This window comes from Bacillus cereus group sp. BfR-BA-01316, assembly GCF_022664195.1.
Taxonomy (GTDB): Bacteria; Bacillota; Bacilli; order Bacillales; family Bacillaceae_G; genus Bacillus_A.
The window spans coordinates 40,667-55,757 of record NZ_JAKUGX010000015.1 but is presented as its reverse complement, the minus strand read 5'-3'; the positions used below and the strand labels follow the sequence as shown (position 1 = coordinate 55,757).

Genomic DNA, 15,091 nt, shown 5'->3' with positions numbered 1-15,091 from the left:
GCATTTAGGAAAAGAATAGTCAAAAGGAGAAAGATATGAGGAAAATATATGAAATAATTGTAATGACTTTATTAATTTTTCAAGTATATCCATTGCATTCTGTTTATGCCAAGGAGCAACAATTGAAGCATAAACTTATTAAAGAAACTTTACTGTTAACATTAAATCATGAAATAGAAAAAACTATTTTTAATTATTATGGAGAAGTGAAGCAGTATTCTTTATATGATACTGAAATTGTAAATATTGAAAAAGTGAACGGGACATTTATTATAAAGATGAGGGTTCATACATTTAATGATGCTCACAATCCACCGTACGGGAAAGAAACGATTACTTTTAAGATGGATGGTGAAGGAGTCAGCGTCATTTCATTTCAGCATGAAGGAGATGAGTGGGAAAAGAAAATAAATACATTTTATAATAGGGTCATTTTTGAAATAGCGAGGGCTTTTAATTTGCAATTGGAAACATATAAAAAATATAATAACGAGCAACTTCTTTATAAGGCGGATCAGCAGAATAATTATAAATCACTTTCGAATAGTATAGTAAGGATTACAACTGAAATTTTGAAGGCAGATATTTCTTCACCATATAAAAATATAATTACGCCTATAAGTTTTGTTAAAGGAAATCAAGGTTACATTCTTTTTAAAAGAGCTGATGGACGAAATGTAGTATACACTGTGGAAAAAGAAAATGATGAGTGGAAAGTGGTCGAAATTAACTATAAAACAGGTAAGAAGTTAGAGAGGGAGCTTCTTTGGTATATGTAATTTTAATAGAGGATAAATGAGACGCTTTCAAAGTGAAGGCGTCTCATTTAATTTATACCATCATTGATTTAATATCCAATTCGTAGCATCCTCAAAGTTTTCTGCAATGTAATTCGGCTCAATATGTGCCCATTTATCTCGGTACGTATGTAAAGCGTCATATCCAGCGCCAGTTTGAACTAATATTGTTGTTGCATTTACTTTTGCACCAGCAACAATATCAGTCCAGCGATCACCAATTACAGCACATTTTGTTAAATCAAGCCCATGTTTTTCCGCTGCTTGCAGGAGCATACCTGTGCTCGGTTTGCGGCATTCACAGCCATCACCATGTCTATGAGGACAAAGGTAAATATCATCAAAACCAAACCCTTTTAATTCTTGCACAAAATCATTCGCAGCTGCTTTTCCATCCGCGATACCTGGTTGATTCGTAAAAGAGAATAGTTTAATATTTTGAGCTTTTAACTTTTGTAAAGATGCCTTTGTAAAAGGAAATAATGTGAAAGAACCTGGATAATGTATTGTAGTATCACCGCCAATTGTTCCGTCACGATCAATGAATATTGCTTCAATGTTTGTCATAGTTATAGTCCTTTCTTTGTACCAGTAGTTTAAAAATGTTTTACAAATCGATACCCATTTACTTCATAGCCCAATTTTTCATAGAAGGGGTGTGCTTCTTTTCGGTTCATTCCACTAACAAGCCAAGTACCAATACAGTTATGCTCTTTTGCTAATTGTTCTGCGTAGTCCATTAACACTTGTCCAATACCTTTACGACGTATTGTAGAATCAACACTAATAATTGAAATCTCTCCATAACGAGTTACATCTTCTAAATTCTCACGTATGCGAAATCCTAGTAATCCCAAAATAGTATTCTCTTCTTCATATACATATAAAAAATCAAAAGGACTCATTTTTACGAATTGTAAACGATTGTTCATATCTTCATTAGAGATAGAGGACCCTTTTAATTCTTTTGTAAGAGAACAAAGTGAATCTATATCATCTATAGTCGCTTCACGAATTTGAACTGACATATGATCAACCCCATTTACTTTAAAATCTTCAAACATTAAATATTCTGTTAAAGTGTGTTTTTTCCTGCTACCGAAACAAACATTTTAGAAATGATATAATACTATATTAAGAGGGATATGTTATCATTTTCCTTGATTGTATTGTAAATGGAAAGAAGGGGGATGTATGCTAGAAGTGAATATTCGCTCAGCCGGATATGAAGTAGGTGAAAAGACAGTTCACGATATTGCATTTGCAATTGAAAAAGGAGAGTTAGTTGCTCTTATTGGCGCAAATGGTGCAGGAAAGAGTACGACAATTAAGTCGATACTCGGTCTACTTGTCAATATGGATGGTGAAATTTCGTATGGTGAAAAGAAAAATCCATATGCATATGTACCGGAGCATCCCACTTATTATGATTATCTAACTTTATGGGAGCATATTGAATTGTTAATGGCTGCTCGTGGAAATGAAGTAGGAAATTGGGAGGCTAAGGCAAGGGAATTATTACATACGTTTCGAATGGAAAAACATATACACGAATACATATCAAAGTTTTCAAAAGGTATGAAACAAAAATCGATGCTTATATTAGCATTTTTAACAGAGCCAGATTTTTATATTATTGATGAGCCTTTTATCGGTTTAGATCCAGTAGCTACGAAAGAATTTTTGAATTACTTATATAAAGAAAAAGAGCGAGGAGCCGGAATTTTACTTTGTACGCACGTACTGGATACAGCTGAAAGAATTTGTGAAAGATTTTTACTCATTTCGCAGGGTACGTTAGTAGCAGACGGGCATTTAGAGGCGATACAATCGTTAGCAGAAATGCCAGGAAGTACACCACTGTTAGATTGTTTCGATGCAATTGTAAGGCGGGAACAACATGATTAAACATCAGTTTAATAAGAGGTTACGTCATGAATTGCAAAGAAAATGGAAGGCGATTCGTTCTGTAACAGATTGGACAGTAGCATTATATGTTATTATTCCAGCAATTATATTTGCAGGGATCTACTATCGTTCACTATGGATGAAAGAATTGTCGATGGAAGAGACCGTTTATTTTGGCTTAGGTTTACTCGCGTTTTATTTTGTTACATTTTCAAGAGGAGTTCGCTCATTTTTTGAACAAGCAGATAGCTTATTTTTAATTTCGTACCCAAATCATATGCGAAAATTAATGAAGATTGGCATTATATATACATTAATTCGGATTGCAATAACGAACGTATGTATAGTATTCATTATGTTACCTATATTGATGAAAAGTATGGGAGCAACAATTATACAAATTATACTGTTTTGGATTTTCTTTACTGTTTTTCGATTTATGCTATCGTTGTTGACGAGATTCATAAATGTACGTGTGGGGAAACGATGGGTTTTATTGATTATAAAAGATGTTATATTTTCTTTAAGTTTAGTCTATTTTGGAATCAGTGTATTTTTCATTTTTAAAAATCCATTGTATTTCATATTATTTACCGGCCTAGTAGCTGTACTTACTGTAGTCTTAGTAAAAGAAAAGATGAATTATAAAAATTTCTTTTTTAAAGAAGTTGAGAAAGAAAAAGAAGAAAGTATGCGCTGGACTGTAGGGATTATGCAAGTTGGTGGTCATGCAGCTAAACCAAGTAGTTCGAATAAAAAACCGTGGATGTTCCCTCGGTCTAAAAAGATATTAGGAAAAAATTCTGATTCGCGTATTGTAGAATCTTTTTTAAAAGAACTTTTGCGTACAAGTAGTGCTTTAATGTTTTATGTTCAAATTGTATGTATAAGTACTGTAAGTATTATCGTGACTCCGCAGTGGATAACAGCTATTATTCTTGTATTTGCTATAGTTGCTATTTCTCGCTATGCGCGTGATTATTGGAATGAATTTACGAAGAAAATGTTTCTACATTTATATTGTGACGAGGGAGAATTACTATTATTAAGATGGAAGGCGGATCGTTATTTGCTCCTTCCAGTCGTATTTATGTACGGAACAGTCATCCTCTCACAGTTTTATTTATTGCCAGCAGTAATTATTGGAGTTATTTTTATAGTATTCATTGGTTGGATTGTATTTTTACCATAGAAAAGGAGCCGGAAAGGGCTCTTTTTCTAGTCTGTAACACACTGATAAATAAAATATACTAAAACGAGTATGCTTGCGGCGGAGTACATGACATCTAAAGTCATCTGATCGCCTCCTCATTGTTGTTGTATTTATAGTGTATGAAATCTTACAATTTCATATTCAAGTGAAAAATATGTGAACGTTAACAAATTTGTAAAGTGCAAAAATTACAATCATTTTGTATAATAGAAGAAACAACCGTTATATAAAATATAATGAGTGAAAGGGGAGGGAACATAAATGCCAAATTGGTTTAGAAAAACCTTAGTCGCATTAATTACCGTATTTACGTTTGGTTTAGTGACGCCTCCTTCCATATTACTTGATAATGCCAAAGCTGCGGACAAGCCTACGAGCACAGCTGGGCAACAAAATTTGGAGAGTACGTCCTATACATATGAAGAAACGAATGATAGGTTAACCACCGATACTTTTGTTAACTATGCGATGCAAGAAGCAGAGAAGCAATCTATGCAAAAATTCGGCTCTAAAATTGGGCCTGTAATTGAAGATGAATTTAAAGATGTTGTATTACCTAAAATTGAAGAGGCAATTGCGGAACTTGCAAATGATGTGCCAGAAGAATCGTTGCAATCATTAGCGATTTCTCAAAGACCAGCTGGCGGAAATAATGAAAAGATTTTTCATGTTTATGACACGAAATCAGGAAATGACTTACTGCGATTTCATGTGAGGAGAGATCATCCACCGCAAGATGGATATTATTTTAATTTCCATTATCATCGTTTTGATGATGGATACTCAGGACACCATGAGTTAGGAAATATTTATTGGAATACGAATGTACCGCCGAAATGGTTGTCTTAATGAAGAACAAGAGAAAATCTTGTTCTTTTTTTATGTGTATGAAAGGGTAAGACATTTATGTTGTTGAATAACATAGGTTTAGGAAAAAAAACAAAGGGAGTATGGGAATGCAAAAATACATTGTTTTTGACTTTGATGGCACATTAGTAGATTCACAAAATATATTTGTACTAATTTATAATCAACTTGCTGAAAAGCATGGATATAAGACAGTTAGTGAGAAAGAGATTGAGCCTTTACGAAAATTGACTATTTCTGAAAGATGTAAAAAACTCGATGTACCACTTTATAAACTTCCTATATTGGCGCTAGAGTTTTATAAATTATATCAACCTGCCATAAAAGATCTCGTTTTATTCCATGGGATGAAGGATGTATTAGATGAATTACATAAAAAAGGCTACGGGATCGCGGTTATATCTTCGAACTCAGAAGAGCATATTAGGGCATTTTTACATAATAATGGCATAGAAAATATTCAAGAAGTGTATTGTTCTAAAAATTTGTTTGGTAAAGATAAAATGATAAAAAGATTTTTAAAGTCGAAAAAGCTAACAGAACAAGATATGTTGTATGTCGGTGATGAACAACGTGATATTGCAGCTTGTAAAAAAGCTGGTGTGAATGTCATTTGGGTTTCGTGGGGGTATGACGTAATTGAGACGGTAAAAGGAGACGCGCCAGATTATATGGTTAATACGCCAGGGGAAATTGTGCAAGTAGTACAGGAGGCACATTCTTAATATAAATAAACTTTGAGCAGGTATTCATCATATTGAATTTTGGGTAGCAAAGTTTCTTGCTGGTAATAAGGTGAAGGTTATACGTGGTCCTATTGAAATGAATCATCATTCGGACGTCTACTTTATAATATAAAAGGGGGGTGGACTATTGAAAACCAGGCAAGGAAAATATGAAGAAATAAAATTACGCGATAGAATTCCAGGAATGGTTGAATATATAGAGGATACAATGTTACCTACTGGTTTTCACTATTATATTCCTCCTCACTGGCATAGAAGTATTGAAATTAGCCTAGTCGTATATGGAGAAGTTTTCTTGTATGTGAATGGGCAAAAAAAGAAAGTATCCGCTGGCGAATTTATTTTTGTGAATAGTGGAGATGTTCATGAATTCGAAAAAGTTGAAAATACAAGTTGTGCAGTAATGATGTTAATTATTTCTTATGAATTTCTTAAAGAGGTAAATGGAGATCTTGATAAATATAGATTTAATATAAAAGAATCAGTTGTTCAGAAAACTAACCTCCAGCAAATATTTTATGAATTAAAGGAGTTAGTCACAAATTCTGATGATTTAAGTTACATAAAAATTAATAGTTTAATTTATGAAATTGTTTATATTCTATTGCGATATTGCAAAGATGGAGAGAGTATAGACAATAATTATCAACTTGGAAATAAACAGAAAGAAATAATTACGTATATTTATAAACATTATGATGAAGAACTTAAACTGAAAGATGTAGCTAAACATTTTTTTGTAAGTGAAGAACATTTTTCACGTATGTTCAAAAAATCTTTCGGATCAAATTTCACCACTTTTTTAACGAGATACAGGCTCTATAAAGCTTATGAAGATATTATTAGAAGTACAAATTCTATACAAGATATAGCAATAAAACATGGATTTCCAAATGTGAAATCATTTATTTCACAGTTTAAAGAGAAATATGGATATACACCATTACAGTATAGGAAAAATATCATATCAAAAAATGACAATAATCGAATCAAATATGAACAACAATAAAAAAACGTTCCATGTTACATTTTGTACATGGAACGTTTTTAATTTAGTGATAGCAGATGAAGTAAGATTCAAATGTGATTTATATAATTCGAATAAATGAAAGCGCTTAAAATAAGAGAGGATGAATACTGGATGACTAGAAAGTATGACTTAGACCTTTTAGGGAAAATTCAAGAAAAACAAGAAACTATCAACGTACAGGGGGCAAAAGTTGTAGTAAAAAACATACCAGATTGCGATGAAAAAGGGGCTATGGATCCACGCCTTTATAAGGACACAAAGGTTCAAATGAATGTAATGAGGTTTATGCCTAAAAATATGATGAAAATGGATGCTTCTGAAAAATCAGTAAAGAATATGCGAAAACAATTTAATGGTATTAAAAGTGTTCCCATTGTCACTAAAGACATTAATATTATGCATAAAACTGTTAAAGCAGAAAATGGATTTGATATTCCGATAAGAATTTATAATAGTATTTCTAAACGAGAGAATGCACCAATTTTATACTTTATTCATGGCGGAGGATTTATGGCAGGATCACCAGATGTGGTAGAAGAACTTGTGAAATTGATAGTAGAGAAAACAGATATACTAGCCGTTTCTGTGGATTATCGATTAGCTCCGGAAAATCCTTTTCCAACTGGGCATACAGATTGTTACACTACTTTAAAGTGGATTTATGAGAATGCTGACACATTAGGCGGTGATAAGAATAATATCTTTGTTGCTGGTGATAGTGCAGGAGGTAACTTAACGCAGTATTGTACTACTAGAGATATGGAAGATGGTAGAAATCTCGTTAAGGGACAACTACTTCTATATCCTACACTTAATATGTGTGACTATGAAGATGAATTTTATTCTTGGAGTATAGACAAATATGAAATTGCTCCTAAGTATAAAAAAGGATTAGAAAAAATGCTTAATATAATGCATTCAATGGTTGGGGGTATGTCAGAAGTACTTGGTACGAAAGAAATTAATTCTAAGTATTTAAGTCCATATGTTGATGTATCCCCAGACTATCCAAGTACATTTATTACGGTAGGAGAGCATGATTTTTTAATGATAGAATGTTTAGCGTATGCAGCTAAATTAACTAAAAAAGGAGTTGATACTGAAACAGTTCTTTATCGTGGTTTAGGGCACGCTTATGGAGATAATGTAGGTGTCTATCCTCAAAGTGAAGATTTAGCAATTGAGATGGGGAATTTTATATTAAAACATAGTGGGAAGTAGGAGGAATGATGAAAAATAGAAAAGTGATATTAATTTCAAGTTTCGCTATTTTATTATGTATCTTTGCATTTACAGACCTACAGATATCCCATAGTCTATATGAACCAACTAATAAGATCGCTCTTTTTTTACAAGCTATAGGAGAAATTCCAGCAATGCTTATTGCCTTATTTTCTAGTATGTATTTATTTAAAGCTAGAAAGAATAAAGGTTCAAGAGGGTATTATCTATCTGGAATTGGCTATGGAGTAATCATTCTTTTGTTCGCTTTTGCAGCTGCATTTATGCTAGTACATTATTTAACTATTTCAAAATTATTGATTCCAATTTTTATGCTTTGTTTTATTGTAACTTGTTATATGATTTCTAAATCATGGAGTAAATATGATGATGCAAGATTGAGAGATATTGCATTAGTTGGATTATTAAGTGTAGTTATTGTGTTAATTACATTTAATCTAATAAAACTAGGATGGGGTAGAGAACGCTATCGGCATATGATTTCTATTGGATCTTTTGAAGGGTTTTCAAAATGGTTTATACCTCAAGGGATTGCTAAAAGTGATGAGTTTATGTCATTCCCTTCAGGCCATAGTGCTAATGCAGCGTTGGTCATTTGGTTTAGTTTATTACCAGAATATTTTGCTTCACTGAAAAGAAAAAAAATAGGTGTTTGGATTCTCATTCTTTTATGGATGATACTAGTACCAATGAGTCGTATTATGGTAGGAGCTCATTTTGCTTCAGATGTTACAGCTGGAGTCGCTATTTCAGTTACTGTTTTTATGTGTTTGAAAAAATTGATTTGGAAGGATAAGAAAAATAAACGCATCAATAATAATGATGTTCTTCCACATTCATTGAATCGGTGATAAGAAAGTCTTTTCCTTTGAGGGAATATATAATAATTAATGCATGGCTTGTCCATTAAGCTGTTTTGATAAATAAGTTAGCATTTGGGTTATTCTCATTTTATTTATTAAATTCAATAATTGGATTATAGGTTGCAGGATGTATTTCTAATTCCAAAATAATAGAGGGAAGCGCAATCTTCCCTCTATTAAATTAACTATTTAATTTTCGTAAATGTAAGGGGTTGAGTACTTAACATTGCAGGTACATGTAATTGAAGAGCCGGGAATTCACCATTTACATTCATATCATAAGCGAATAAAAGCCCCATCTTCATTTGGAACAAACTAATGGATGTTGAGAAGATGTCGTAATGATGGTGCTGTAGTTTAATTTCCGTATCCATGAATTGTACATGTAAGGAATCATCTTGTTTGTATATTTTCAGTGTTCCATAAGCAGGGTGCTCAAAAGTTCCAGCGTAGTGATCTAATGTATGAGAAGGGATAGTCCCATTTATTGCTTCAGGAAGTGATTCAGTTGCCTCTTTCATCATTTCTTTCATTTTTTCACTATCTTCTATAGCACGTTCATGCCAGTCGATATATTCTAGTCCGAGAAGTTCGTCGTAAATATGTTTTGTAATATAAGTAGGGAGTAAAGTTTGCCCGGAATTTATTAGTACGATAATACCGATATTTTCGTTTGGCATAAATGACGCAAGTGCAGAAAATCCATCAATATTACCACCGTGATGAATAAGTTTATAACCACGGTAAGCGCTAATAAACCAACCTAGTCCGTAGCTATTTAATGGTGATTCACTCGTTGATAACATTGGCTGATCCGGTATTGGAGTATGCGGTGTATACATTTCTTGGAGTAGTTCAGTAGAAATCAAATCATGATTTTCTGTTTTTCCTGCATTTAAATGCAGAAGTACCCAATTTGCCATATCTTCAATAGTAGAGTTTATACATCCAGCCGCTCCAACCGTATCGATATTTCGGAATGGAATTTCTTTTATTTCACCATCATCTTCAGCGTAAGGTAAAGCATAATCATCTGTATTTTGTGAGTCTGTAACAGAGAAGTTTGTATGCCTCATATTTAAAGGTTCTAAAATATGTTCTGTAACGTATTGCTCCCACGTTTGATTCGTAATGTTTTCCACAATATAACTAATTGTCGCATACATTAAGTTGTTATAAAGAAATGCTGTGCGGAACGGTGCATCAAGTGATAAATGTTTTATTTTTTCTACGATATCTTTTCGAGATAAGGAAGAGCTGTACCAAAGAGCATCGTGACGACTTACCCCAGTACGATGAGAAGCTAAATCTCGTCCTGTAACTTGCGAGTTAGCGAGCATATCGGAGAAAGAGAAGTTAGGTACGTAAGTTTGGACAGGAGTATCCCAATTAAACTTTTTTTGCTGTGCTAATAAGCTTAATGAAAGTGTACCGAATGCTTTCGTTGCGGAACCGATTGCGAATCGTGTCTGCGGAGTAACAGCCTCTTTTTTCTCTATGCTACGATAACCGAAACCTTCAGAAACAATGACCTCACCATCTTTTATAACAGCTATAGCAGCGCCAGGAACGTGTAAATCCTTCATCATCTTCTCAACCTTATGTTGTAACGTACTTAAAACAGGAGTTTTGATTTTAGACATGCCTCCAACCTCCAAATATAATTTTTATGTTCCGCACTATACTTTCTGTAATAGAAAAGTGAAAACCTTTTTTAATATTGAAAGTTAATAATTTTGTAAGAAATATTGAAAGAATTTTTATTAATTTGGATTATTAAATTCGCTGTTTTTCATGTTATGATAAATCTCATATAAGATTGAAAGAAGGTTTTCCTACATATGAAACATGCTGAATATGAATACTTAAATTTATGCCGTCATGTAATGGAGCACGGTACGAAGAAAGAAGATCGTACGGGAACTGGTACTGTATCTGTATTTGGATATCAAATGCGTTTCGATCTAAGTAAAGGATTTCCTTTATTAACGACAAAGAGAGTCCCATTTCGCCTTGTAGCAAGTGAACTGCTTTGGTTTATGAAAGGTGATACAAATATTCGTTATTTATTGCAACATAATAATAATATTTGGAATGAATGGGCTTTTAAGAGCTGGGCAGAAAGTGACGAGTATAATGGTCCCGATATGACAGATTTCGGTCTTCGCTCTCAACAAGATGAGGAATTTAAGAAGCAATACGATGAGCAAATGGAATTGTTTAAAAAGAACGTTCTAGAAGATGATGATTTTTCGAATAAATATGGTTATTTAGGAGACGTATACGGAAAGCAGTGGCGTGCTTGGAAAACGACAGCTGGTGAGACACTTGATCAATTAAAAGATGTAATTGAAATGATTAAGAAAACACCAGATTCACGCCGCCTAATTGTTTCTGCTTGGAATCCTGAAGATGTACCAAGTATGGCATTGCCACCTTGTCATACGCTATTCCAATTTTATGTAGCAGATGGAAAACTTTCTTGTCAGTTATATCAAAGAAGCGGTGATATTTTCCTTGGCATTCCATTTAACATTGCAAGCTATTCACTTCTAACACATTTAATTGCACATGAATGTGGTCTTGAGGTAGGAGAATTTGTTCATACAATTGGTGATGCGCATATTTATACAAATCATTTTGAACAAGTAGAAAAGCAGTTGGCACGTGAGCCACGTCCGTTCCCGAAACTTACATTAAATCCAGATGTGAAATCTGTGTTTGATTTTGAAATGGACGATTTAACAATAGAAGGATATGATCCACACCCAGCAATTAAAGCACCAGTTGCAGTATAATTGTAGAGGAGATGAAAAAATGATTATTTCATTTATGGTCGCAATGGACGAAAATAGAGTAATTGGTAAAGATAATAAATTACCGTGGCATTTGCCAAGTGAATTACAGTATGTGAAGAAAACAACGATGGGTCACCCGCTTATTATGGGAAGAAAGAACTATGAAGCGATTGGTAGACCGCTCCCAGGAAGACGTAATATTATCGTAACTCGTAATGAAGGGTATCATGTTGAAGGTTGTGAAGTTGCACATTCTGTGGAAGAAGTGTTTGAGCTATGCAAAGATGAAGAAGAAATCTTTATTTTTGGAGGAGCGCAAATTTATGATTTATTCTTACCGTATGTGGAGAAATTGTATATAACAAAGATTCATCATGCGTTTGATGGGGATACGTTCTTCCCGGAAATGGATATGACGAATTGGAAAGAAGTTTTTGTCGAGCAGGGTGTTACGGATGAAAAAAATCCGTATACGTACTATTACCATATATATGAGAAGCAACAATAGGAAAAAGGTTGATGTGAATATTCACATCAACCTTTTTATTTGTATTATTAGATGTATCTTTATAGATGTGATTCGGTAGTGCTATAATGAGAGCTAGCATATAAAAAATGCTAAAATCTTTAGAAGTATGCTATATAGAAAGAGGAGGAGAATCGGTTGAGAAAAATATGGGGGATTCTTTTTCTTTGCTTAACATTCATGTTAGTTGGATGCGGTAAAGAAGAAAAACCACAAGAAGCGTTTGATACATATGTAAAAGCATGGAATAAACAAAAATTTGCAGATATGTATGATCAATTATCAGAAAATGCAAAAAAAGATATTTCAAAGAAAGAGTTTACTGAGAAATATGAAAAGATTTATTCTGGTATCGAAGTGAAAGACTTAAAGGTAGAAATAGGGGAAGTAAAAGAAGATAAAAAAGATGAAGGCCCTGTTCCTTTTAAGGTAAGCATGGATACAGTTGGTGGTAAAATCACTTTTGGCCATGAAGCAAAAATGGTGAAAGAAAAAGATGGAGATAAAGAATCTTGGAAAATAGATTGGACTCCTGATTTCATTTTCCCTGGCATGACAAAAGATAGTAAAGTGCGTATGCAAACAACACAACCAAAACGTGGTGAAGTTTACGATCGTAATGGAAAAGGTCTTGCAACGAATGGGAAAGCTTCTGAAATTGGAATCATTCCAGAAAAATTAGATGCTACTGCTCCACAAACGAAAGAAACAGTAGCGAAGTTGTTAAATATGTCTGTAGAAGAGATTGATCAAAAACTAGCTGCTAAATGGGTAAAACCAGGGTATCTCGTACCAATTGGAATTTTGCCTGAGGGAGCAACGCAAAATACGTACATTGATTTACCAGGTGTTGCAACAAAACCTGTAAATGTTCGTACATATCCGTTAGGGGAAGCGGCAGCTCATCTAACTGGTTATATCGGAAAGGTAAATGCTGAAGATTTAAAAATGCTACAAAAGAAAGGTTATCAAGCTGATGATCCAGTTGGTAAGGCTGGATTAGAGCAAGTATTGGAAGAAAAGCTGCGCGGTAAAAAAGGTGGCCGTGTCTTTGTAGAAGATGCACAAGGAAAAGAAATTAAAAATTTAGCAAAAACAGATGCTGTTGATGGAGAAAATGTAACTTTAACTATCGATAGTACAGTTCAAGAAAAAACTTATAATGAAATGAAGGGAGAAGCTGGTTCAAGTGCGGCAATTAATCCGAAAAGTGGAGAAACGATTGCACTTGTAAGTAGTCCAGCATATGATCCTAACTTAATTGTGCGAGGGACATCGAAAGCACAACGTGAAGCTTGGAATAATGACCCGAAAAAACCAATGACGAATCGATTTACACAATTATCGGTTCCGGGTTCTGTATTTAAGCCGATTACAGGTGCAATTGGACTTGAAACAAAAACAATCGATCCAAAAGAAGAATTGAAAATTGAAGGACTGAAATGGACGAAAGATTCTTCTTGGGGTAATTATTACGTAACACGTGTAAAAGATGCAAATCCGATTGATTTTGATAAGGCAATGAAATACTCGGATAATATTTATTTCGCACAAGAAGCTTTGAAAATTGGAAAAGATAAATTTATGGCTGAGGCAAAAAAATTCGGATTTGATGAGAAATTACCAATTGAATACGGATTCCCAGCTTCTAAAATCGCAAATGATGGCATAAAAAATGATATCCAAATGGCAGATACAGGATATGGACAAGGACAAGTCTTAATGACTCCTCTTCATTTAGCTTTAACGTATGCACCGATTGTAAATGATGGAACGATTCCGTCGCCATATCTTATTAAAACAGATAAACAACCAAAGGCCTGGAAAGAAAATGTGATTTCTAAAGGAACTCAAGATATATTGAAAACGGCTTTAACGAAAGTAATTAATGATCCAGATGGTACGGGGAAAATTGCAAAAATTGATGGTATGACCCTTGCTGGTAAAACAGGTACAGCAGAATTAAAAGTATCAAAAGAGGCAGAAGGAAAAGAACTAGGTTGGTTCGCTGCGTTTGATTTAAATTCACCGGATATGGTCATTACAATGATGATTGAAGATGTAAAAGGTAGAGGTGGAAGTAATATTCCGGCTGAAAAAGTGAAACATGTTTTTCAAAAGTAGTAATTGATAAAGACTATCTCCATGAAATATGGAGGTAGTTTTTTTATTGGTTAAAATCCTAATGCTTATATACAAAAAAATAAACAATATAATTCTTATTAACTTACGAAAAAAAAGTAGCTATTTTTATTGACATTACGTATGGCTTTTTGTATTATACTTACATAAGATAAGTTATTTACTTTCGAATTATAAATCTTGAATTGAAGATAAAATGTAAAAAGGGAGAGAATACAATGACAAAAGTACTATTTATTACAGCAAATCCAAATTCAGCAGAAGGTTCTTTCGGAGTAGCAGTAGGCGAAGCTTTCATCGAAGCTTATAAAAATGAGCATCCACAAGACGAAGTAGTAACAATTGATTTATTCAATACTACTGTACCAGCAATTGATGCAGATGTATTTGCTGCTTGGGGTAAATTTGCAGCAGGTGAAGGTTTTGAAACTTTAACGGAAGTTCAACAACAAAAAGTCGCAGCAATGAACACAAACCTAGAAACATTTATGCATGCCGATCGTTATGTATTCGTAACTCCAATGTGGAACTTTAGCTATCCACCAGTAGTAAAGGCATACTTAGATAACGTAGCAATCGCAGGTAAAACATTCAAATATACTGAAAATGGTCCAGTTGGCTTATTAGAAGGCAAAAAAGCACTTCACATTCAAGCTACAGGTGGCGTTTATTCTGAAGGAGCATACGCAGCTGTGGACTTCGGTCGCAATCACTTGAAAACAGTATTAGGATTCATCGGTGTAAATGATACTGAATATATTGCAGTTGAGGGAATGAATGCAAACCCTGAAAAAGCACAAGAAATTAAAGAAGCAGCAATTGCTAATGCACGTGAATTAGCAAAACGTTTCTAATATAGAATACTTTAAAAATGTCCAAACACTTGTTGTTTGGACATTTTTTCTTCTTTTTCCTTCGTTTGTCTAGTATAATGAAGGTCGGAATGATAATAGGTGGGG

At 33.7% G+C, this 15,091-nt stretch carries 15 protein-coding genes; 12 read left to right on the top strand and 3 right to left on the bottom strand.

The features are described from left to right. The first annotated feature begins 35 nt into the window (after positions 1–35). On the top strand, positions 36–779 hold the full coding sequence (locus MR071_RS13535) for a DUF3888 domain-containing protein (RefSeq protein WP_105586374.1): 744 nt from the start codon (positions 36–38) through the stop codon (positions 777–779). 60 nt (positions 780–839) lie between these two features. Here MR071_RS13535 and MR071_RS13530 read toward each other — a convergent pair whose 3' ends face one another. Together MR071_RS13530 and MR071_RS13525 are read right to left on the bottom strand one after the other, a co-directional pair. Continuing rightward, the gene (locus tag MR071_RS13530; RefSeq protein WP_242236374.1) at positions 840–1,364 is read right to left on the bottom strand and encodes an HAD-IIIA family hydrolase; all 525 of its coding nucleotides are present in this window, start codon (positions 1,362–1,364) and stop codon (positions 840–842) included. Between the two features lie 29 nt (positions 1,365–1,393). Further along, entirely contained in the window at positions 1,394–1,825 is a 432-nt protein-coding gene (locus MR071_RS13525; protein ID WP_105586373.1) for a GNAT family N-acetyltransferase, read from the bottom strand. A 166-nt stretch (positions 1,826–1,991) separates the two neighbouring features. Between MR071_RS13525 and MR071_RS13520 the strand changes: the two genes are divergently transcribed. The 7 genes from MR071_RS13520 (at position 1,992) to MR071_RS13490 (ending at position 8,654) form a co-directional block, all read left to right on the top strand. Continuing rightward, positions 1,992–2,705 (top strand): ABC transporter ATP-binding protein, encoded by a 714-nt coding sequence (locus MR071_RS13520; RefSeq protein WP_242236372.1) that lies wholly within the window; start codon positions 1,992–1,994, stop codon positions 2,703–2,705. After that, positions 2,698–3,897, top strand: a complete 1,200-nt coding sequence (locus MR071_RS13515; protein ID WP_242236370.1) for an ABC transporter permease — start codon at positions 2,698–2,700, stop codon at positions 3,895–3,897. Before MR071_RS13520 ends, MR071_RS13515 begins: the two co-directional genes overlap by 8 nt. 282 nt (positions 3,898–4,179) lie before the next feature. Beyond that, the gene (locus MR071_RS13510; protein ID WP_002031682.1) at positions 4,180–4,767 is read left to right on the top strand and encodes a YpjP family protein; all 588 of its coding nucleotides are present in this window, start codon (positions 4,180–4,182) and stop codon (positions 4,765–4,767) included. 107 nt (positions 4,768–4,874) lie between these two features. Continuing rightward, a complete protein-coding gene (locus MR071_RS13505) occupies positions 4,875–5,510 on the top strand; it encodes an HAD family hydrolase (protein ID WP_242236367.1) in 636 nt (211 codons plus the stop codon). A gap of 148 nt (positions 5,511–5,658) precedes the next feature. Then, entirely contained in the window at positions 5,659–6,540 is an 882-nt protein-coding gene (locus MR071_RS13500; RefSeq protein WP_105586369.1) for an AraC family transcriptional regulator, read from the top strand. A gap of 132 nt (positions 6,541–6,672) precedes the next feature. After that, positions 6,673–7,782 carry an alpha/beta hydrolase gene (locus tag MR071_RS13495; RefSeq protein ID WP_242236365.1) on the top strand — a complete coding sequence of 370 codons (1,110 nt, stop codon included), beginning with the start codon at positions 6,673–6,675 and terminating at the stop codon, positions 7,780–7,782. Between the two features lie 8 nt (positions 7,783–7,790). Then, entirely contained in the window at positions 7,791–8,654 is an 864-nt protein-coding gene (locus tag MR071_RS13490; protein WP_105586367.1) for a phosphatase PAP2 family protein, read from the top strand. 197 nt (positions 8,655–8,851) lie between these two features. On the opposite strand, the gene MR071_RS13485 is transcribed toward MR071_RS13490, so the two are convergent. Beyond that, on the bottom strand, positions 8,852–10,309 hold the full coding sequence (locus tag MR071_RS13485; RefSeq protein WP_242236363.1) for a serine hydrolase: 1,458 nt from the start codon (positions 10,307–10,309) through the stop codon (positions 8,852–8,854). 198 nt (positions 10,310–10,507) lie between these two features. On the opposite strand from MR071_RS13485, the gene MR071_RS13480 reads away from it, so the two are divergent. The 4 genes from MR071_RS13480 to MR071_RS13465 all read left to right on the top strand — a co-directional run bounded on the left by MR071_RS13480 (position 10,508) and on the right by MR071_RS13465 (position 14,986). After that, complete coding sequence (locus tag MR071_RS13480) at positions 10,508–11,464, top strand: thymidylate synthase (protein WP_105586365.1); 957 nt, start codon at positions 10,508–10,510, stop codon at positions 11,462–11,464. Positions 11,465–11,483: 19 nt separating this feature from the next. After that, positions 11,484–11,972 (top strand): dihydrofolate reductase, encoded by a 489-nt coding sequence (locus MR071_RS13475; protein WP_105586364.1) that lies wholly within the window; start codon positions 11,484–11,486, stop codon positions 11,970–11,972. Between the two features lie 156 nt (positions 11,973–12,128). Beyond that, on the top strand, positions 12,129–14,114 hold the full coding sequence (pbpC, locus tag MR071_RS13470; protein WP_242236360.1) for a penicillin-binding protein 3: 1,986 nt from the start codon (positions 12,129–12,131) through the stop codon (positions 14,112–14,114). 236 nt (positions 14,115–14,350) lie between these two features. Beyond that, positions 14,351–14,986, top strand: coding sequence for an FMN-dependent NADH-azoreductase (locus MR071_RS13465; RefSeq protein ID WP_105586362.1), 636 nt, complete (start codon positions 14,351–14,353; stop codon positions 14,984–14,986). Positions 14,987–15,091 lie beyond the last annotated feature (105 nt).

Bases quoted from the DNA above. Each gene is read 5' to 3' on its own strand.
- MR071_RS13535 (WP_105586374.1), top strand. From the start codon at position 36: ATGAGGAAAATATATGAAATAATTGTAATGACTTTATTAATTTTTCAA.
- MR071_RS13530 (WP_242236374.1), bottom strand. From the start codon at position 1,364: ATGACAAACATTGAAGCAATATTCATTGATCGTGACGGAACAATTGGC.
- MR071_RS13525 (WP_105586373.1), bottom strand. From the start codon at position 1,825: ATGTCAGTTCAAATTCGTGAAGCGACTATAGATGATATAGATTCACTT.
- MR071_RS13520 (WP_242236372.1), top strand. From the start codon at position 1,992: ATGCTAGAAGTGAATATTCGCTCAGCCGGATATGAAGTAGGTGAAAAG.
- MR071_RS13515 (WP_242236370.1), top strand. From the start codon at position 2,698: ATGATTAAACATCAGTTTAATAAGAGGTTACGTCATGAATTGCAAAGA.
- MR071_RS13510 (WP_002031682.1), top strand. From the start codon at position 4,180: ATGCCAAATTGGTTTAGAAAAACCTTAGTCGCATTAATTACCGTATTT.
- MR071_RS13505 (WP_242236367.1), top strand. From the start codon at position 4,875: ATGCAAAAATACATTGTTTTTGACTTTGATGGCACATTAGTAGATTCA.
- MR071_RS13495 (WP_242236365.1), top strand. From the start codon at position 6,673: ATGACTAGAAAGTATGACTTAGACCTTTTAGGGAAAATTCAAGAAAAA.
- MR071_RS13490 (WP_105586367.1), top strand. From the start codon at position 7,791: ATGAAAAATAGAAAAGTGATATTAATTTCAAGTTTCGCTATTTTATTA.
- MR071_RS13485 (WP_242236363.1), bottom strand. From the start codon at position 10,309: ATGTCTAAAATCAAAACTCCTGTTTTAAGTACGTTACAACATAAGGTT.
- MR071_RS13480 (WP_105586365.1), top strand. From the start codon at position 10,508: ATGAAACATGCTGAATATGAATACTTAAATTTATGCCGTCATGTAATG.
- MR071_RS13475 (WP_105586364.1), top strand. From the start codon at position 11,484: ATGATTATTTCATTTATGGTCGCAATGGACGAAAATAGAGTAATTGGT.
- MR071_RS13465 (WP_105586362.1), top strand. From the start codon at position 14,351: ATGACAAAAGTACTATTTATTACAGCAAATCCAAATTCAGCAGAAGGT.